Here is a 20,646-nt window from a genome sequence, read left to right on the forward strand (position 1 = left end):
CGTATCGGCTGAATTCGAACATGCGGGGCCTTTGTTTCGGCATCCCGCCTCCGGGAAACCGGGGGCGGGATGCCCTTTTTGCGGGCGGAGATGGCTCGGAGGGGGGGGGAGTCACTCCACCTTTTTCCAGCGTCTTTCGGGCCTCCTCCGTCCCGAAACCGGTTCCTCGGAGTAGGAGATGCGCTTGACGACGCCGATGATGAACTCCTCGGGGGCGAATCCCCAGTAGCGGCTGTCCTTCGAGTTGGGGACGTTGTCGCCGCAGAAGAAGTAGTAGTTCTTGCGGAAAACGTAGTCGGCGAGCGGTTTCCCGTCGAGCCGCGCCGTGCGGCCGTCGAAGGAGAGGCTGCCACCGGTTTCGTACTCCACGAGCGGCTTGTAGAGCCTGAAGTTGCGCAGGTCGAGCGCGATCTTCGCTCCGGCCCGGGGAACGTAGAGCGGTCCGAGATTCCTGATCGTCCAGCCGAAAAGCGAGTCGTCGAACGGCATGGCGCGCAGTACGGTCGGCGGGATCGCCGAGTCGGGCGTTTCGGCGAGCTGCCGCTGCCGCTCCCGGTCGCCGACGGGGCCTTCGTGGCGGTTGTTCCGAAGGTATCCGTTGCGGATCGAAACGCTGTCGCCCGGCGTGCCGACGCAGCGTTTGGCATAGACGTAGTTGATGCGGAACTCGATCCGGTCCCGGTCGTAACCGTGCGGGACGTTGAAGACCACCACGTCGTTCACCCGCACCTTCCGCAGCCCCGGCAGCCGGAACGAACGCAGCGGAGCCCCCTCGGCGAAATCAAAACTCCGGTAGATCCGCGCTCCGGCGATCAGTTTGTTTACCAGGATGCGGTCGCCGGGAATGAGCGTGGGCAGCATCGACTCGGACGGTACGACGAACTGGTCGCAGACGAACGCCCGCACGAAGTAGGGCATCCACAGCGCGAGCGCCGCGATGACCAGCGCCGTGCCGGCGGCGTTCCGCACGATACGCCTCCAGGGGCTTTTTCTTTCGGTCGGGTTCATGGTTCCTGTGTTTCTGAAAGGGGGCCGGAGCGGGCCGCAGCGAGCAGTCCGCGCATCTCCTCCTGCATCTTTCGGGTCTGCGCCGACTCGATTTTCGGCGTGTGGTCCGCGACCCTGCGGGCCGTGGCGAGGGCTTCGGCCTCCTGTCCGGAGGCCCGGTAGTGGAGGGCCAGCAGGTAGAGGGGATATATGCGGTCGGGAATGCGGAAGTGCGCCTGCAGGTAGGCTCTTTCGGCTTCGGAATGCTCCCCGAGCGCGTCGTGGTTCTTGCCCATGATGTTCCAGAACATGGGGTCGCTGCTGATCCGCGCCCCGGTCCGCAGGATGTCGTTGCTCCGGCGGTAGTCGCCGCTCCGGTGCAGGGCGTAGCCGTAGTCGTAGAGAAACCGGAAGTCGTGCGGCAGGCTGTCGAGAAGGCGTTCGCCGTCCTCGACGAGGTAGTCGTAGCGGCCCGAGCTCATCCAGATGCGGACGTCGCTCCATTGCCGGCGGGCCTCCGCGCGTGCGGCGGTGCGTCCATAGACGCCCGGCCAGCAGGCGATGCCCGCCGCGAGCAGCAGCGGTGCGGCGATCCGTCGGAAGGGTCCGGAGCGGCGGGAGGGGACGGTCTCCGTCCGGGGGCCGGAACGCCGCCGTCCCCCGGGCGGAGACGCCGCTCCGGCGAGCAGGACGACGAAGAGCAGCCGCAGCGGCAGGACGCTCCACGGATAGGAGAACGAGGCGAACACCGCCGCCGCGAGCAGTCCGTAGCCGAACGGGTCGCCGCGGCGGATGCCGGCCGCCACGGCCGTTCCGGTCAGCAGGAGCAGGAGTGCGAAGCCGGCCGCGCCGGTCTCGGCGCCGAATTGCAGAAATTCGTTGAATCCGGCTTCGGGGCATCCGGCCACCTGTTTCTCTCCTTCGGGCCGGGACCGTTCGGCGAAGTAGCGGGCCTGCTCCTCGCCGAAGGCTCCGGCGAAATTCCCGAGGCCCGCGCCGCAGAGCGGGCGGCGGAGCAGGATGCGGGCGTCGATTTTCCAGATCAGCAGCCGTCCCTCGGCCGAAGGGCGTTTGAGGTGATAGGCTCCGGCGGTCGCACCTCCGAGCAGCAGCAGCGCGGAGCCTGCGGCGATTCCCGTGCGGAGGGGGTGTGCGGCGAAGAGGCGGCGGAGACGGCCCGCGGCATCGAGTTCCCCGAGGGCCAGCGCGCCGCATCCGACGGCGACGGCCGCCAGTGCGGCGCGGCTCATGGAGGCGGGCAGGACCACGGCCCCCAGCAGTGCGGCGCCCCAGCCCGCGAGGCAGGGCAGCAGGCCGCCCGTCAGGACGCAGGGACGGAGAAGGCTCCGCGGTCTCCGGAGAGTCTGCCGTCGCAGCAGCCGCCCCGCGAGGCGGTTGCTGCGGACGATGCAGGCGACGGCGCAGACGAGGACGGGGGCGATGAAGCCCGCATAGGGACCCGGGTTGAAGAGCGTGCCGGTGACTTTGAAAAGCCCGTGGTTCGAGTAGGTGAATCCGTAGATTTGGCGGATGCCGGTCCACGCCTCGTAGATGCCGAAGAGGCACAACAGCGTAAGCAGCACGGCGGCGGCATGCCGTTCGGCCGTGAAAAGGATGCGCAGCGAGGCGTAGAGCATCGCCGCCTGGAGCAGCTCGTCGTAACGCGCCGGGGCGGCGGGTCCGGGGAGGAGAAACCGGGAGGCCGTGACGCCGGCGAGCAGCAGCGCGGCGCAGCAGTCCGTGGCATTGGGGCGGATGCGCGGGGCACGGACGAGGAGAACGGCCCCGGCCAGCAGGAGCAGCAGGAGGGTGCCCTGCATCGACGCGAGGGCGTTCGCCCGCAGCTCCTGTGTCGGGACGTCGAGGGCTGGGACGAAAAGCCGCCAGCAGGCGGCGGTCCAGAGCAGGAGCACGGCCGCGCGGAGAAGGGGATGGTGTTTCCGCATCATGGCTCGGGACGGGGTTTGCGGCGCATCGGAAGGAAGATCGGCAGATAGACCGCCAGCGCGATGAGCGAGAAGAGCGTGCCGCTGATGGCCGCCACGGCGAATGCGAACCAGAAGACCTCCTCGGGACCGTCGTAAAGGAACGGCACGAGCCCCAGCACGGTCGAGAGGATGGTCAGCGCGATGGGGACGATCTTGTGGTTGTAGGCCTTCAGGTAGAGCGGGATGCCCCGCTTGCGCGACGTCGCGGCCCAGTTGTCCTCCTCGTTGATGAGGTAGATGCCCGCATTGACGACGATGCCGCACAGCAGGACGAAGGCGGCGAATCCGCCCTGGTCGAAGACGAAGTCCGACCAGCCGAAGGTGAGGAAGACGCCGATGAACGACACCGGGATCATCAGGATGATGACCAGCGGTTTGCGCAGCGACTCGAAGATGACGGCGCACATGGCGTAGATGATGGCGATGACCAGCAGGATCAGCCACACCTCCTGTTTCTTCTGACCGAAGCCGTAGCGGTAGGTGGGCGAGTCGGCGATGAACCCGATGGGCAGCGTCTCCTCGTTGAGCCGGTCCACCGTGCGCTCGATGAGCCGTCGGCCCAGCTCGTAGGAGCCGATGAAGTCGAATCCGACGGTGATCTGGTAGGATTGGTTGTAGCGGTAGATGGAGATGCCCGTGCGGCGTTTCTCGATGGTTCCGACGGAGGAGAGCTTCGTTTGCAGCGAGTCGATCCTCACCTGCGCGTTGGCGACGTGCCAGCGGTCGAAGCGGTCGCGGTCGGCCGATTCGAGCACGACGCGCTGCATCTCGTCGCCGTTGTAGACCGACGGGAGCGGCGCGCGGTAGAGCATCGTGCCGAGCAGCGAGTAGTAGTCGGCGACGTTCAGCCCCGCGGCGGCGACGCGTTCGTCGTCGTAGCGGATGTTGAACTCGTTGTGCGGCAGGCTCCAGCCGTTGCCGGTCATGATTTCGGGCTGCGAGACGCGGCGGTTCTGCGACAGCGAATCCACCAGTGCGTCGGCGTAGTCCGACAACTGGTCGTAATTGTAGCCCCGGAGGCGTATCTGGTTCGAGCGGTAGTTGCTGATGACGTTGTTGTTGAAGTAGTTGTCGTCGATGCCCGAGATGCGCCACGTCGCCCCGCCGAAGCGGATGGCCGCCGCGGTGAGTTCCTGTTTGAGCATCGACGGGAAGGGGCCGTTCTCGTATTCGGGCTTGAAGGTGACGATGATTTGGGCGTTGTCGTAGCCGTAGATGTTCGTGCGGAACATCTGCACCTCGTCGAACCGGCTGATGTAGTTCTCCATGTGGCGGACGACCTCGTCGAGCTGCTGCACGGTGCAGCCTTCGGCCATGCCGGCGTTGATGTAGAGTACCTTCTGCGCGGGCTGGCGGAAGTAGTTGTAGCGTCCGGTGGCCGTCCTGAAGAGGTTGAGCGACGAGCCGAGCACCTTGTCGAGGGTCTGGCGGTGTGCGGTGACGAATTCGCTGCCCATGACGCCGTTGTACCACCGGGCCGGCCACGGGAGGGGTTTCCCGTCCTCCTCCTCGATCCTGTCGGGCAGCAGGAACGTCGGGAGGCCGAAGCCCCAGAGCAGGGCCGCGACGAAGATCCAGCGGCGGCGGCGTCCCCAGGCGATGAAGCGGCCGTAGAGGCGCGAGAAGCGGACCGTGAAACGCCGCCGGCGCACGGACGAGACGGTCATGCTGCGTCCCAGCGGAAATTTTTCGAGCAGCGCCGGGACGAAGAGCAGCGCCACGAAGAGCGAGACGACGAGGTTGATGACGATGACCAGCGAGAAATCGACCAGATTGAGCCGCTGCTCCTCGGGCAGCAGCCAGACGATGCCCAGCGCCCCGATGGTGGTCAGCAGCGCTCCGAGGATCGAGACGAAGACGCGCCGGTCGCGGTAGTAGCTGTAATGGTCCACCATGATGATCGACGTGTCGATGATGATGCCCAGCGACACGGTGATGCCGGCCAGCGTGTAGATGTGGATGTCCAGGTGCAGGAGGTTGTAGAAGACCGCCGCCACGAGGATATTGACGGCCAGCGTCGTGGCGATGATGGCCAGGTAGCGCAGGTCGCGGCTCACGGCGAAGACGAACGCGAGCAGGATGGCGACGCAGAGCAGCGTGCGCAGGTAGATCTTCTCCAGTTCGCCCGAGACGTATTCCGTGGCGTCGTAGGTGAGCGTGGCCGACAGCTCGGGCGGGAAACGCTCCTGGAGGCGCGCCATCTCCTCCTTGACCGCCGCGGCCACCCGGAGCATGTTCGTGTGCGCCTCGCAGGAGATCGCCAGGGTGATCGTGTTCAGTCCGTTGATGCGGAAATAGCTCGTCGGCCGCTGCTCCTGCCAGCGGGCCGAGGCGAAGTCGCGCAGGTGGTAGATGCGGCCGTTGCGTTTGGCGACGGGAATCTCCCCGAAGTCGGTTGTGCCCCGGTTGCGGAGGCGGAGGACCACGGTGCGCTCCGTGCCGTCCTCCCCGGGCAGGGTCGTCAGCCCGACGATGTCGTTGCTGAAGTAGGCGCCGAAAGCCGAGGCGAGGTCGGCGGCGGTGATTCCCGCGGTCTCCGCCGCCTTGGGGTCGAAGCGGATGACCCATTCGTAGGGCGTGACGCCCGACAGGGAGACCTTCCCGACGCCTTCGATCTGGGAGAGGGGCGTCGAGACGTGCGCCGAGACGAACTCCTCGATGCGTTCGGACGGGAGGTCGGCCTTGACGGTATAGACGAGCGTCTCGGACTCCTGCCGATTCCCCGACGCCGCGAGCGAAATGTAGGGGTAGCTGACCCCTTCGGGGAGCTTGGCGTAGAGGTTCCGGATCGTGGTGGCGACCTCGAAGCGGGCCGCCGTCATGTCGGTTCCCTTGGCGAAGGAGAGCCAGATGCTGCCGGAGCCCTTCGACGAGGTGGAGGAGATGCCCGTGTTTCCCGAGACGGTCGAGAGCGCCCCCTCGATGCGCGAGGTGACGTGCTGTTCGACGAGCCGCGCCGAGGCGTCGGGCCAGGAGAAGTAGATCCCGATGCCGCGCTGGGGAGTGGTCGGCGTGTACTGGATGCTGAGCATCGGCAGCATGGCCGCGCCGACGACCGTCAGCGCCGCCATGATGAGCAGTACCGAGAAGGCGGGGATCCCGCGTCGCCGGGAGGGTATGGGCCGCGGGCGGTTCATCGGCGCGGCTTGTGGATTTCGTAGTAGGCCAGCGGGATGAACAGGACGCTGACCAGCGTGCCGACGGTCATGCCGCTGATGATGACCAGCGACATGGGGAATTGCAGGTCGGAGCCCATGTCGCCGCGGGCCAGGAACGGGGCGACGGCCAGAATCGTCGTCAGCGAGGTCATGACGATCGCCTTCAGGCGCCGCCGTCCGGCCTCCAGAATGGCCCGTTTGAGCGGGCGGCCGTTGCGGCGCAGGGTGTTGATCGTGTCGATCTTGAGGATCGAGTCGTTGATGACGATGCCGCAGACGACGATCAGGCCGATCATCGACATCAGGTTGAGCGACTCGCCGAAGAGCCGGAGCACGAGGATCGCCCCGAACAGGTCGATGACGATTTCCGACAGGATGATCCACGGCTGGACCAGCGATTCGAACTGCGCCGCCAGGATGAAGAAGAGCAGCAGCAGCGCGACGGCCAGCACGCCGACGAGCTGCCCGACCATGCCGCGGTTGGAGAAGTAGCTGCCGCTGAAGCTCACCTCGAAGCCGTCGTCCCCGGCGACGCACCGCCGGATCGCGGAGATGACCTGCGGCACTTCCCCGGCGCGGGGCGACAGGTCGAGCGGGTAGTAGTTGCCTTCGGCTCCGGCCACGATGTGCTTCAGGTCGCGCGTCATGGTCTGGCGCATCAGCGCGCCGACCGGGATTTCGGCCTCGGCGGTGCGGATGAAGGTGCTTTCCAGCAGCTCGTCGAGGCTCCGGAGGTTGTTGCCGACGACCACGGGCAGCGATTCGTCGCCGCTCGAGATCGTGAAGAGCGTATTCTCGTTCAGGGCGTTGCGCAGCGTGGCGATCAGGTCGCCGTAGGTCACTCCGTAGAGGGCCATTCGTTCGGGCTGCGCCACGTAGAGGATGTCCTCCTGCATGGCTGCCTGCGGGACCTCCAGTTCGGGCAGCGCCTCGCGGATGCGGTCGAGGAGCCGTTGCAGCCGTTCGGGGTCGGCGTTCTGCCCCGTCGTGGAGCGCAGGCGCGCCGTGAGCACGGCCTCCCGTTCGGCGAAGATCAGGTCGAAGACGTTGCCCGAGACGCCGAACGAGCAGAGGGCCTCCGGGGCATTGGCCGCGAGGTAGCTGCGGATCTCCCGCTGCACGGGTTCCACGTCGGCCGCGTCGCGGCATTTCAGATAGACGGTGGCTTCGGCCACGCCGTTCTCCTCGGTGTGCGAGAGGATGAACTGCTGCACGCCGGCCATGACCGTGGACTGCTCGATCCGTTCGCCGAGACGGTCTATGAGCCGCTGCGTGCGGCGGCCGTTCTCTTCGGCCGAGATGCGGTCGTTCCAGTCGATATGCACCAGCATGTCGCTGTACGTCATGCGGGGCAGCCGCTCCTTTTCGACCGTCAGGAAGAGGAGGACCAGTCCGACGATCGAGACGGCGTAGATGCCCCACATCAGCGCGCGGCGGCGGAAGAACCACTTGAGCGCGGTCTCGTACCAGGCCGTCACGGGGTCGAACGAGAAGCGTTCGAGCCACGGCGAGGGGCGGAACGCCTCCTGGCGGCGGTACCACCAGCGGTAGTAAACCGGCAGCAGCGTGATCGACACGCCGTAGGCCACGAAGAGCGTGATCGTGACGGCCATCGCCTGGTCGTAGAACAGCGCTCCGGCCATTCCGTTGATGAAGATGAGCGGGATGAAGACCGCGCAGGTCGTGAGCACCGACGAGAGCATGGGGGCCACCACCTCGTTCGTGCCGCGCGTGACGGCGTCGGCGAGCCGTTCGCCGCGCAGCCAGCGCGCCGTCATGTTGTCGATGACGATGATCGAGTTGTCCACCATCATGCCGATGCCGAGCACCAGTCCCGAGAGCGAGATGATGTTGATCGAGATGCCGAGCACGTAGAAGACCAGCACCGAGACGATCAGCGTGACGGGAATCGTCAGGATCACCAGCAGCGGGGACTTCATGTCGCGCATGAAGAAGAGGATGATGAGGCAGGCGAGCAGCGCGCCGGCGACGATGTTGCTCACCAGGTTCGAGATCGAGTAGTCGAGCAGTTCGGTCTGGTCGCGCGTGACGGTGAACTCCACGTCGGGGTAGTCGTGGCGGAACTGGCCGAGGAGCTTGTCCAGTTCGCTCTTGAGTTGCGACATGCGGGCGTCGGACTGTTTCACGACGGCCAGCGTGATCGCGTCGCGTCCGTCGGAGAGGACCGTGCCCTGCCGTTTGCGGGGGTGTTCGATCACCTGCGCCAGGTCCCTGACACGGAAGAGCCGTCCGTTGATCTTCAGGAAGATCCGTTCGATGTCCTCCCGGTCGGCCAGCACCGGGCTGAACTTCACGCTGTACTGGTACTCGCCGTCGCGGATCGTGAGGCTGCCCAGCGTGACGTCGGCCCGCTTGAGGGCGCTTTCGACCGCCGCGATCGTGATGCCTGCCTGCCGCAGCTTCGTCTCGTCCGGGATGATGAGGATTTCGGACGCCACGCTGCCGCTCATGTCCACCATCGCCACCTCGGGCAGTTGTTCGATGCGCTTGGTGATGACCTGCGAGGCGAAGCGGCTCAGGGCCGCGAACCGCTCCGACACGGGGTGCAGCTCGTCCTGCGCGGGGGCGGGGCGTTCGTCCCGGACGGTGAGGTTGATGTAGAAGGCCGGGATGTCGGTGGCGCTGGCCTTGATGACCTTCGGGCGCTCCAGGTCGCGGGGCAGCGAGGAGATCGAACGGTCGATCTTCTCGTTCACTTCGATGAACAGGTAGTCGATGTCCGCCCCCTGCTCGAAGGTGAGGCGGATGACGGCGCTGCCTTCGCGGGCGTCGCTGCGGATGTCCGTGAGCTGCGAGAGCTGGATGAGCTGCCGGCTGAGGGGTATGACGACCGTCTCGTTCAGTTGGCGCGCCGGGACGCCCTGCGCCGGAATCTGGACGGTGATGTAGGGCGCGTCTATGTCGGGCACGAGCGACACGGGCAGCAGGCGGCTGCTCACGACGCCCAGGATGACCAGGACGACGGCGATCATCGTCACGGCGACGGGCCGGTCGAGAAGTCTGCGTAGCATGGCCGGGGCGGTTTAGCGGGTTGCGTCGATCGTGACCTCCGACCCGTCGGCCAGGTTCAGGTTGCCCGAGACGATGACGATGTCGCCCGGCGAGAGATCGGCGCCGCGCTCCGTGTTCGCCTCGACGGCGTACTCCCTGCTGTTGGCCAGCGACGTGTGGACGTAGGTCCACAGCGCCTTGCCGTCGCGGAAGCGGAAGAGCACCTCCTCGTTGTCGCGGATGACCACGGCGCTCTTGGGCACGACCAGCCGGTCGGCCACCTGCTGCCGGACGGCCACGCGGACGTTCATGCCGTCCACGAGCGAGCCGTCGTTGGACACTTCGGCGTCGATCTGCACCTGCCCGTGCGCGTCGATCGAGGGATTGACGGCGACGATGCGGCCCCTGACCTCCCTGTGCAGGTCGGCGAAGGGGCTGACGGCGATCTCCTGCCCCGGACGGAGCAGCCCGACCTCCGATTCGAGCACCGTGAAGCGGACGTTGAGCCGGGTGTCGTCGAGCAGCGTGCAGAATTCGCCCGCCGACTTTTCATAGACCTGCTGGGCCACGTCGGCGACCTTTCCGGAGAAGGGGGCGCGCAGCGTGCACTGCTCCAGGCTGCGCCGGGCGCCGGCGACCGAGGCTTCGGCGTCGGCGTATCCCGAGCGGATGCGGGCCAGCCGGACGACCTCGGCCGGCGGCGAGAGCGTGTCGCCCAGCGCGTAGCCCTGGCCCACCAGCACGTCGTAGAACTCCATCCGCGCCTTCTCCAGCGAAAGCTGCGCCTTGCGCAGTTGAAGAGCGTATTCGCCCGTGTCGAGCCGGGCGATCGGTTCGCCGGCCCGGACGCCCGAACCGTTCTTCGCCCGGATTTCGGCGATGGTCCCCGCCACGGGGAACGACAGCGTGCTGCGGCGTGCGGCCAGCAGCCGTCCGTTGCTTATCAGCTCGCGCGTGAAACTCCGCAGCCGCAGCGTGTCCACCTCGACGGCGTTGTATTCGATCCGGTGGCGGATGCGGTCGTCGCCGTCGTCCGTCTTTTCGCTTTTCGGTCCGCCGCAGCCCGGCAGCAGGGCGGCGCAGAGGAGTGCTGGAAGGAGGTATCGGTCCATAGGGTTATTCGTTGATGAGTTTGTCGAACTCCGCGTTGATGTCGGTCCGGGAGATGAAGTCGTAGAGCGTCTTGCGGCGCAGCGAGTAGTAGTAGTTCCAGAAGTCGGCCAGCGCCGAGACGTAGGTCTGGTTGGCCTGGTCCTTCTCGGTCTGGGCCGTGTTCATGTCCGTCACCGAGACGGTTCCCCGCCGGAAGTTCTCCAGCGCGATGGAGTAGCGGCGTTCGGCGACCTCGAGGGCCCGGCCGGCCACGGCGCACTGGTTGCGCTGGTTGAGGAACTGCTCGATGAGCGTGTAGATCTCGTGGCGGTAGTCGATCTCCTCCTGTTCGATCCGGTTGCGGACGATCTCGGCTTTCGCCCTGGCCATGCGGACGCGGCCCTTGCCCATGCCCCAGTCGAAGATCGGGATGGAAAACTGGAGTCCGACGACCTCCTGGTCGAGCAGGTTCGAGTAGGCCGTGCGGAACTCCTCGCCGGTCTGCGAGAGGCCGAAGCGGGCGTTGAGCGTGGCCGAAGCGCCCCGCTCGGCCCTGGCCCGCGCGATGTCGGACTCGGCGTTGAGCATCTGGATCTGGTTGCCGATGTCGAACGACGAGTTCTCCAGCGCCTTGTCGAGCACCATGGCATAGTCGATGTCGATGGCCGGAATGCGGTCGTCGAGCACCGGGGCGACCTCCACGTTCTCGTTGTAGCGCAGATAGGAGTTGAAGCGCATCTGCTGCTCGCGGACTTCGAGCGAAGTGTCGTTGATCGAGAGACTGTCGTTGAGCATTCGCAGCTGGAGCTGCAGCAGCTCGTCGTGCGTGATGCTGCCCAGCTTGAGCCGCTTCTCGGCGATGGCGTAGAGCGCCTTGGTGTTGTCGTAGTTCTTGACGGCGATTTCATGCCGGGTCTTGCTCAGCAGCAGGGCGAAGTAGTAGCTCACGGCCTGCGTCGTCACGTCCTCCATCGCCTCGATGTAGGTGCGTTTGGCCAGCTCGTACTCCTTGGGTGCGATCTTCTTGTCCCACTTGAACTGGTTGTAGGCGAAGAGCGGCTGGGTGTAGGAGAGCGTAATGGGCTGCGAGTAGTAGGATTTCGAATCTTTGGGGGCGAACTGGTCCAGCCGGTTGAGCGACGAGTAGAGTTGCAGCGTGCCGCCCGTGAGGGCGATGTTCTGGCGGATCGAGAGGCCGATCGTGTTTTGCAGGTTGTAGTTCTCCAGATAGCGCATTTCGCCCGTGTCGTAGTCCTGCAGCAGGCGCAGCGAACGGTCGAAGCTCAGCACCTCGCCCGACAGGTTGAGCGACGGCAGGCGGCTGGCCCTGAACGAGCGGAAGGACCAGTAGGACGAGAGGAAGGTGTATTTGGCCACCATGGCGGCGATGGACTGCTCCTGGGCGGCGCGGATGGCCTCCTCGAGCGTCAGCTCCACGTGCAGCCGGCGGGTTTCCGCAGGTGCGGGCGTCGTGTTCTGCGACAGCGCCGGGGCGGCGAGCAGCGCGAATCCCGCCAGCAGGGCCGAAGTTTTCCGTAGGATTCCCGGTATCATAGCGATCGAAGGTTAGGCGTTGGGTTGGTTCTGGGTCGGGGCGGAGGCCGGAGACGCGGATCGGGAGGCGCGTATTGTGGATACGGATTCCGGCGGATCCGGAACGATTTCGGGAAAATGCGCTGCGTGCCCGCTTCCGTCCCGTTCCGCTTTCGCTCCGGAACCCGGGCGGAACCGGCGCCGAAAGTCGGCGGGGAGGGGCGGTTCGTGTTTCGGATCGTGCATACCGGAATCGTTTCGGAAGAAAATCTTTTTATCAAAATTAAGTAAAAAAATGGAAATGCGCAAATGGTCGGACCGCTTTGTATAAAAAATATTCGTATTTTTTATTAAAAAACGAAATATTCCGGATTCCGGAATCCTCCGTATAACGAAATGTCCGCGAAAATCATCGGAAACAGGCTGTATCATCCCGGGTTTTGCCTCCGGATTTCCATCGGAAACGGCATTCGGGAGCGCCTGTCGTAAAATCCGGAACCTTCGGGGTGCGTATATTCGCTTTTTTTGATCCTTATTCCGGTCCGTCGATGAAAAAATCGGCTTCGGGAACGAAATGTCCGTAAAAAATTCGTATATTGGGCTTAAAATAAATAATTTGACTCTCGGACGGATCGGGCGTCGCCGCCTTTCGGCCTTCGCACGCATCCGTCGCTTGTCGTACCGTAACGCCGAATTCGTCTGTCTTATGCGAAACACGATCCGTTCGATCTTCATGACCCTGCTTCCGGGGCTGCTTCTGGTCTCCTGCCGCGACTCCGCGCTGGAGACGGCATTGCGTCTGGCCGGAGACAACCGTCCGGAGCTGGAGGCGGTGCTGCGGCATTACGCTGCGGACGAGGCCGACTCGCTCAAATACCGCGCGGCCCGCTTCCTGATCGAGAACATGCCGCTGCATTACGGTTACGGAGGTCCGGGGATGGAACGTTTCCGTGCCTATTACGACTCGCTGTTCTGCGACAGGACGGTTGCGAGGCAGGAGTTGCGGCGGCGGGCGGCCCGGGCTTTCGACGGGGCGGGCGGCATCCGGCCCGAGTTCGATGCGGCGACGCTCGACCGCGGTTTTCTGATCCGGCACATCGACCACGCCTTCGAAGTGTTCGGATACCCGTGGTGCCGGGACCTCTCCTTCGACGAGTTCTGCGAGAAGGTGCTGCCCTACCGGATCGGGAACGAGCAGGCGGAGGACTGGATGCCGGCCTACCGCGAGTTCCTCGCCGGGACGATCCGTTCGCTGGAGGAGGCCGGCGCGGACCGGTACGCCGCCGCGAAGGCGTTGAAGGACACCCTCCGGGGGATGGACTACGAGGTGATCGACGAGACGACGATGAAACTCGAGCTGCGTCCGTCGGATTACCTGCGGGCGGCGGGCGGAGCCTGTCCCGAGATCACCTGCATTGCCACCTATGCGCTGCGGAGCGTGGGATTGCCCGTCGATTACGACTACATCATCCAGTGGGCCAACAGAAGTCAGACCCATAGCTGGAACGCGCTGCGGATCGACACGGCGCTCTGTTGCTTCGGCATGAGCGACCCGGGTTTCGGCGATCATTTCGAGACCCGGGCGCACGAACGGATGGGCAAGGCCTACCGCAGGACGTTCCGTTTTCAGCCCGGGAGCCTTCCCAACCGGCGCGGGGCGCTGGAGGAGGGGATTCCCTCCGCATTCCTCGCGCCGTTCTTCGAAGACGTGTCGGAACTCTACTTCGACGGTATCGACCTGACGGTGGACCTGACGATTCCCGCCGCGGAGAAGAAGCGGTTCGCCTACCTGGCCGTGTTCGACAACCACCGGTGGGTTCCGGTGGCGTGGAGCCGGATCCGGCGCGGGCGGGCGACGTTCCGCCGTGTCGAGAAGGGATGCGCCTATCTGGCGGTCTATTACCACGACGGGCAGCTTCGTCCGGCGGCCGATCCGCTGACGGTCTCGAAGGAGGGCGTGGTGACGGTCCGCCGGCCGGACGGCGGACTGCGGGCCGTCACGCTGAAGCGGAAGTACCCGGTTTTCTACAACGAACCGTTCATCCTCAACCGGGTGAAGAACGGAAAATTCCAGGTCGCCGACCGGCCGGACTTCAGCGATGCCCGGACGGTCTATGTCACGCCCGAAGTGACGGAGATACACCCTTATTACGCCGAGTTGGGCGACAGCATCCGGTTCCGGTATATCCGCTACCTGTCGCCTCCCGGGGCGTTCGTCAGCATGTCGGAGATCGGTTTTTACGATCCCTCGGGCCGGAAACTCGTCGGACGGATCATCGGCACGGAGGGGAGCTACTGGAATCTGGGCAACGACAAGTACAAGCTCTTCGACGGCGACCCGCTGACCTATTTCAATGCACCCCGGGAGTCCCGGTGCTGGGGCGGAATGGCTTTCGATACGCCTCAGACGTTGGGCAGCGTCATGTTCCTGCCGCGCAACGACGACAATTTCATCCAGGCGGGCGAGCTTTACGAGCTGTTCTGCTGCCGCGACGGGGAGTTCGTCTCGCTCGGCCAGCGGATCGGGGACAGGACCCACGAACTGCGGTACGAGGAGGTTCCCGGGAATGCCTTGCTGCTGTTGAAGAACCACTCCAAAGGCAAGGACGAACGGATTTTCACCTACGAGGACGGCCGGCAGGTCTGGTGGTGAGGCGGCCCAGATTTCCCGTGGCCGCGGCTGTCGTTCCCTGGCGCTCCGTCTCCGGCGGCGTATTTCTTGCCGCGGCGTTCTTCGTCGCGGCATTTCCGGTCCGGGGACGCTTCCCGTTTCAGGCGGAGCGTCGGGCGGCCGTTGCTGTCGGCCCGGACCGCGGGATGGCCGGAGCGGAAAACATCCGCCCCCGCCGCGGATCGTTGCGGCAGGGGCGAAGCGTGTTTCCGGGATGCGGCTTTTCCGGCCCGGGTCAGAGGTCGATGCGTTTGCCCGACAGTCCGTTGATCCTGAACGTGCCTGCGCCGGGCAGCGACACCTTGTGCGCCTTGTCGTCGCGGTTGATCACGAGATAGACCCGCCGCCCGTCGGGCGCCTGCCATTCGGAGGCCAGCACGGCCGCGTCGTCGCCGAAGCCCGGGGCGTGCATCGTCGGGTTGTCGCCCGCCGGGGTGAGTTCGCGGAGGAACCGTCCGCCGTAGAGGACGTCGTGCAGCCCGCGGCGGAAATCCATGAGCGTTTTCAGGAAGCGCGCCTCCCGTTCGGCCTCCTTCGACATGAGGTAGCGGGGGTCCACCCAGCCCGGCTGCGACCCCCAGAGAAGGGCTTTGGTCATTTCGTAGCGGAAGTCGCCGTTGGTCATCAGGTCGGTGGAGAGCGGGGTGTAGGTGAAGCCGCTGGTGATGACGCGGTCGGAATAGACCATCGGGAAAACGGGGCGGATCGTGCAGTTTTCGGCATTGTGGGGCGTGTTCACCACCAGCAGCATGTCGAACAGGTCGATGTAGCACTCCGAGTTCTCCTCGCTGGTCAGAATACGGCCCTCCTGCAGGTGTCCGTCGCGGATCTTGCCGATCAGACGCCGGTAGCCGTCGTACCAGAAGTCGCCGCCGCCGACCGGGTGGGGGTGGTTCTCGTTCCAGCACGGTTCGGGGGCCGCCGCCGCGATCTGGTCGATGTAGATGCCGTCCACGCCCAGTTCCCGCTGGAGACGGTCCACCAGTCCGATGATCTTGCCGTGCCAGATATCCGTCGAGGGGCACGTCACCGTGTTGAGCACCTTCGAGGTGGGATAAATCTCCGTGTAGAGCGTCCCGTCGGGCTTGCGGCACGAGGCGTCGCAGCCGCGGTCGGGTTTGTAGCTGTCGGCCGAGGGATCCCAGAGCCGGCCGTTGATGTAGGGCGTGACATGCGCCCCGAGGCTTTGGGCCGTGCGGATCATCTCGGCGAAGCGCGGCTGCGCCGGGAAGTAGTCGGGGTAGTGGGTGTCGTAGGGGTGGTTGTGCCAGTAGTACCAGTGGATGCCCAGCCCCTTGCCGAAGAGTGCGGCGGCGCGGCGGACGGCGTCCAGCGTGTCGTCGGCCACGTGGCGGGCGCGGATCCAGGCGTCGGCGTCGTAGCACCACTGCGGGATGTCGCGCGAGGCGAGCGTCTTGCCGCCCCATTCGGTCGTGTAGGTGAAGGGGCGGTACCAGCGCACCACGGCGTCCTCCCAGCCCTTCGGCGCGAAGCCTGCGACCGACTCCCACGGCAGGCGGAACGTGCCCTCGTCGATCCATCCGGCCGAGGCGGGGATGGCGTCGCTGAAGATCACCTCGTCGCGCGTGCACTGCGCCGAGTAGGTCTTGCCGCAGCCCCGGCGGTCCTCCGTGCCGTAGTAGAAGGCCCCTTCGGGGTTGTGTACGACGATGAACTGCATGGACGAGGCGTGCGACGGGTAGCGCGCCTCGAAGGTGGCGATGTCGAGCGGTTTCTCCACGCCCCAGCCCTCCGTGGTCAGCACCTTGCCGCCGGCGGGGCGGTCGATCGCTATGCGGGGAAATTCGAGGTCGGTCACCATCCACCCTTCGGGCAGGTCGGCCTCGATGTTCCAGCGCAGCAGTTCGCTGCCGTCGGGCAGCGAGACGTACATGCGCACGGGGTAGCGTTCGGTGGAGTAGTCCAGCGTGAGCTGCCAGGTGAACACCAGCGTCTTGCCGTCGTCGTCGTCGCGGATTGCCGCTCCGTCGTAGGCGGCGTGTTCGGGCATCAGGCAGGGATTCTCGCCCTGCGGTCCTTTATAATATAGTATCCACGGGGCGAGGTTGGCGCCCGCGCCGAGCACCGATTTGCCGTTGAGGGTCAGTTTCTCGATGTCGAACCGGCCCTGTCCGCTGAACACGGCCTCCACGGCGCCGTTCGAAAGCGTGTAATTGTCGCCGGAGCGGGTCGCACGGGTCGTGCCCTGTGCGAAGGTCTGCGCGGCGAGCAGGAGCAGCCCGGCCGACAGCATACGGATTTTCTGGATCATAACGGGTGTAGTTGTTTCGGGTGTTTCCGGTATTTCCGGACGTTCGGGGCACGGCAGTCCTTCGTCCGTGCGATCCTGCGGCCGCTTTTTTTACCGGTCGGACAAATTTAAGTAAAATTATTTACCCGTACAAACCGAAACCAGTAAAAACTTTTCAATGACCGGCGGCTTCGGCTTCGGAAGTGCAAAAACGGGGCGGAAACGGTTTTTCCGGCGGAATCGGGGATTCAAAGCCCTGTCGGAGCGTGTTTTGCAGAGAACGGGTCTTTTGTTTCGAAAGAAAAGGCCCGATTCGTCCGAAAAACATTTTCGGAATGATCCGGTTTTATTTCGTTTATTCTCAATCGCTTAGTTTCCCGGAGCACCGAAATCCCCCCCCTCGCGGGAATCTTAACAAAAAATAATTATCAAAAATGTTTTGTATAATAATTTTATTGCTATATTTGCTTTTGAAATAGTAAATACTTTTAACCGAAACCGAATGAAAGAACCCTGGAATGACACCTGTATTTTCCCGGATGGACCCTTTCGGCCGTTCGGTCCTCCGTGCGGATATTACTATCGTATAAACCTATAATTATCAACCACCTAAAAAACTGCGCCTATGATTGAATGAAACGGATCGGACCTAAATGTGACACTTCTCTGAAATTCTAAATTCCGCAAATCCTTATGGGATAAAATCGAACTTGTACGGAACCGCCGGTACGGAACGACGTGCCGCACGGGCTGCACAAACTTTTATTAAGTAATAAATGAGGAAATATGACAAGGATTATACAAAAGTATCTTTGTAAGACGATGTTCCGGTCATTCGTGCTGTTGTTGGGGCTGATGTCCGTCACGGAATTGAGCGCGAATCCCGACCTTTCCGCGCTGGAAAGCGGCATGGACGCACCGACGCCCGCTCCGCAAGGGGGGGGGAGATTTGCCTTGACAGGCAAGGTGTTGGATGAGACGGGAGCCGGAATTCCGGGTGCTTCCATCGTTGTCAAGGGCAGTACGCGGGGCGTTACGACCGACGTGGACGGCTCGTTCGAATTCGAGGTCGCCGCGGCCGACGTGCTCCAGATCTCCTATCTGGGTTACGAGACGCAGGAGATCACGGTGGGCGCCCAGACCAATATCACCGTCCAGCTCAAGCCGCAGGTTTCCGAGCTGGAAACCGTGACGGTCGTGGCCTACGGCAAGCAGCGCAAGGAGAGTATCATCGGCGCCATCAACACGATCGACACCGACGAACTGCGGGTGCAGTCGGGACAGCTCTCGTCGAACCTGGCCGGTAAGCTGGCCGGTGTCGTCGTGATGCAGCGTTCGGGCGAGCCGGGCAAGAGCGCCGATTTCTGGATCCGCGGCGTGAACACCTTCGGCGAGAACAACAAGCCGCTGATTCTCGTGGACGGTATCGAGCGCGAAATGGACCTCGTGGACGTGGACGACATCGCGTCGCTTTCGATTCTGAAGGACGCTACGGCCACGGCGCTCTACGGTGTGCGCGGTGCGAACGGTATCGTGCTCATCACCACCAAGCGCGGTTCGGAAGGGGCCGCCAAGGTCAGCGTCAAGGCCGAGTTCGGCCTCACGCAGCCGGTGAAGGTCCCCGAGATGGCCAATGCCGAGCAGTGGATCGACTACTACAACGAAATCTCCACCTACGAGGAGGGTTCGATCAAGCCGATCGACGACTATCAGAAGCAAATGTACCTGAGCGGCGCCGATCCCGACCTCTATCCGAACGTGGACTGGATGGACGCCATCTACAAGAATCTGGCGATGACCGGCCGCGTGAATGTCAGCGCGTCGGGCGGTAACAAGAACGTCCGCTACTACGTGGGCGGTTCCTACTATACGGAGGGCGGTATGTTCAACATGGCCGACAACAACAATTACAACGCCCAGATGAACTTCAACCGCTTCAGCTTCCGTTCGAACATTGACATCAACATCACCAAATCGACCGAGCTGGGCCTTTCGCTTTCGACGCAGTACACCAGCAAGAACAAACCCGGCGGCGTGAATTCCGACGTGAACAACGATTTCTACGCCTATGCGATGCGCACGACGCCGATTTCGAACCCGACGATCTATTCGGACGGCACGCTGGCGGTTCCTCCCGAGGGCGGCGGCGCGGTGAACGTCTATAACATGCTCAACTACCAGGGCTACACGAAGGACAACCGGACGATGGCCCAGTCGCTCATCTCGCTGACGCAGGACTTCTCGGACATCATCACCGAGGGCCTGAAGGTGAACGCCAAGTTCTCGTGGGATATCGACAGCAACAACAGCATCACCCGCAAGTACAACCCCAACCAGTACCATGCGACCGGCCGCGACGATCAGGGCAATCTGATGTTCGACCAGATCGTGACCGGAACGGGTTACATGAGCCTCGATTACGTCTATCCCAAGGGCTGGACGACGATCAACTTCGAGGCGTCGGCCACCTACGACCGCGTATTCGCCGACGATCACCGCGTGGGCGCCCTGTTCCTGTTCAACATGCGCAGCAAGAGCATGCTGCGTCCGACCTCCTATCTGGAGGCGTGGCCCTACCGGAATATCGGTATCGCCGGCCGCGTGACCTACGCCTTCCGCGACAAGTACTTCGCCGAGTTCAACTTCGGTTACAACGGTTCGGAGAACTTCGCCCCGGGCAAGCGCTTCGGTTTCTTCCCCTCGTATGCCATCGGTTACATGATCAGCAACGAGTCGTTCTGGGAGCCGCTGCGCGACAAGATCAACATTCTGAAAATCCGCGCTTCGTACGGTACGATCGGTAACGACCAGATCGGCGGCGGCCGTCGTTTCGCCTACAACACGACGCTGGAGACCGGTGCTTACGGCTTCAACTTCGGAACCAACGCCCCGGCGTCGCATACGCCTCCGTTGAACGGTATCACGACGAAGGACTACGGCAACCCGGATGTGACGTGGGAGGAGGCTACGAAGGCCGACGTCGGCATCGAGCTGGGACTCTACGACATGCTCCGCATCCAGGCCGACTACTTCTACGAGAAGCGCGAGGGCATCTTCATCCAGCGCGAGTCGCAGCCTTCGGTGGTCGGTACGCGCGTGCAGCAGTACGTGAACCTCGGACGGATGCGCAACCAGGGCTTCGACATGTCGCTCGAGTTCGACAAGAATATCAACAAGGATCTTTGGATCTCGGCCCGCGGTAACTTCACCTACAACCGGACGAAGAAGCTCTACGACGACAAACCGGACCAGATCTGGAAGTATCAGAACAAGGCCGGCTTCGCCAACAACCAACAGTTCGGTCTGATCGCCGAGGGGCTGTTCGAATCGGAGGAGGACATCGCCAATTCGCCCAAGCAGGATTTCGGAACCGTCCGCGTGGGTGACATCAAGTACCGCGACATCAACGGCGACGGCGTGGTCAATACGTTCGACCAGGTGGCCATCGGCTATACGACGGTTCCTGAGATCAACTACGGCTTCGGCGTGAGCCTCGGCTGGAAGGGCCTCGACGTTTCGGTGTTCTTCTCGGGCGTGGGCCACGTGACCCGCATCATCGGCGGCTACAACCTCTACGGAGGCGCCTCGAACTACATTCGCCAGGGACAGATCTTCGCCGACGTGGCCAAGAACCGCTGGTCGCTTGCCAACCCCGACCCGAACGCGAAGTATCCGCGCATGTCCACGACCCGCATGGAGAACAACCTCCAGAAATCGACCTACTGGCAGCGCGACATGAGCTTCCTGCGTCTGAAGAACGCCGAGATCGGCTATACGCTTCCCAAAGCATGGACCAAGAAGGCCGGCCTTTCGACCGTCCGCTTCTATCTCCAGGGCGTGAACCTGCTTACGTTCAGCGATTTCGACCTGTGGGATCCCGAGCTGGAGGCCGACTACGGCAACCAGTATCCGACGGTGCGGACCGTGACGCTCGGTGTAAACCTTAACTTCTAA

9 protein-coding genes are annotated in these 20,646 nt (G+C 63.7%); 2 read left to right on the forward strand and 7 right to left on the reverse strand.

From position 1 onward, the window contains the following. Positions 1-111: 111 nt before the first annotated feature. From lepB to FME97_RS06155, 6 genes are read right to left on the reverse strand one after another with little or no spacing between them, the layout of a single operon-like run. Positions 112-1,008, reverse strand: coding sequence for a signal peptidase I (gene lepB / locus FME97_RS12400; protein WP_162502061.1), 897 nt, complete (start codon positions 1,006-1,008; stop codon positions 112-114). After that, positions 1,005-2,936 (reverse strand): O-antigen ligase family protein, encoded by a 1,932-nt coding sequence (locus tag FME97_RS06135; protein WP_141428369.1) that lies wholly within the window; start codon positions 2,934-2,936, stop codon positions 1,005-1,007. The genes lepB and FME97_RS06135 overlap by 4 nt, the downstream gene beginning before the upstream one ends. After that, entirely contained in the window at positions 2,933-6,112 is a 3,180-nt protein-coding gene (locus tag FME97_RS06140) for an efflux RND transporter permease subunit (protein ID WP_141428370.1), read from the reverse strand. Before FME97_RS06140 ends, FME97_RS06135 begins: the two co-directional genes overlap by 4 nt. Further along, a complete protein-coding gene (locus FME97_RS06145; RefSeq protein ID WP_141428371.1) occupies positions 6,109-9,165 on the reverse strand; it encodes an efflux RND transporter permease subunit in 3,057 nt (1,018 codons plus the stop codon). The genes FME97_RS06140 and FME97_RS06145 overlap by 4 nt, the downstream gene beginning before the upstream one ends. A 12-nt stretch (positions 9,166-9,177) precedes the next feature. Then, a complete protein-coding gene (locus FME97_RS06150) occupies positions 9,178-10,257 on the reverse strand; it encodes an efflux RND transporter periplasmic adaptor subunit (protein WP_141428372.1) in 1,080 nt (359 codons plus the stop codon). 4 nt (positions 10,258-10,261) lie between these two features. Then, positions 10,262-11,791 carry a TolC family protein gene (locus FME97_RS06155; protein WP_141428373.1) on the reverse strand — a complete coding sequence of 510 codons (1,530 nt, stop codon included), beginning with the start codon at positions 11,789-11,791 and terminating at the stop codon, positions 10,262-10,264. A 685-nt stretch (positions 11,792-12,476) separates the two neighbouring features. Between FME97_RS06155 and FME97_RS06160 the strand changes: the two genes are divergently transcribed. Next, positions 12,477-14,423: a hypothetical protein gene (locus tag FME97_RS06160; protein WP_141428374.1), complete on the forward strand. Its 1,947-nt coding sequence runs from the start codon at positions 12,477-12,479 to the stop codon at positions 14,421-14,423. Positions 14,424-14,676: 253 nt separating this feature from the next. On the opposite strand, the gene FME97_RS06165 is transcribed toward FME97_RS06160, so the two are convergent. Then, positions 14,677-16,713: a DUF6259 domain-containing protein gene (locus FME97_RS06165; protein ID WP_179954829.1), complete on the reverse strand. Its 2,037-nt coding sequence runs from the start codon at positions 16,711-16,713 to the stop codon at positions 14,677-14,679. 801 nt (positions 16,714-17,514) lie between these two features. Between FME97_RS06165 and FME97_RS06170 the strand changes: the two genes are divergently transcribed. Continuing rightward, on the forward strand, positions 17,515-20,646 hold the full coding sequence (locus FME97_RS06170; RefSeq protein WP_141428375.1) for a SusC/RagA family TonB-linked outer membrane protein: 3,132 nt from the start codon (positions 17,515-17,517) through the stop codon (positions 20,644-20,646).

The organism is Alistipes dispar (assembly GCF_006542685.1).
GTDB classification, from domain to species: domain Bacteria; phylum Bacteroidota; class Bacteroidia; order Bacteroidales; family Rikenellaceae; genus Alistipes; species Alistipes dispar.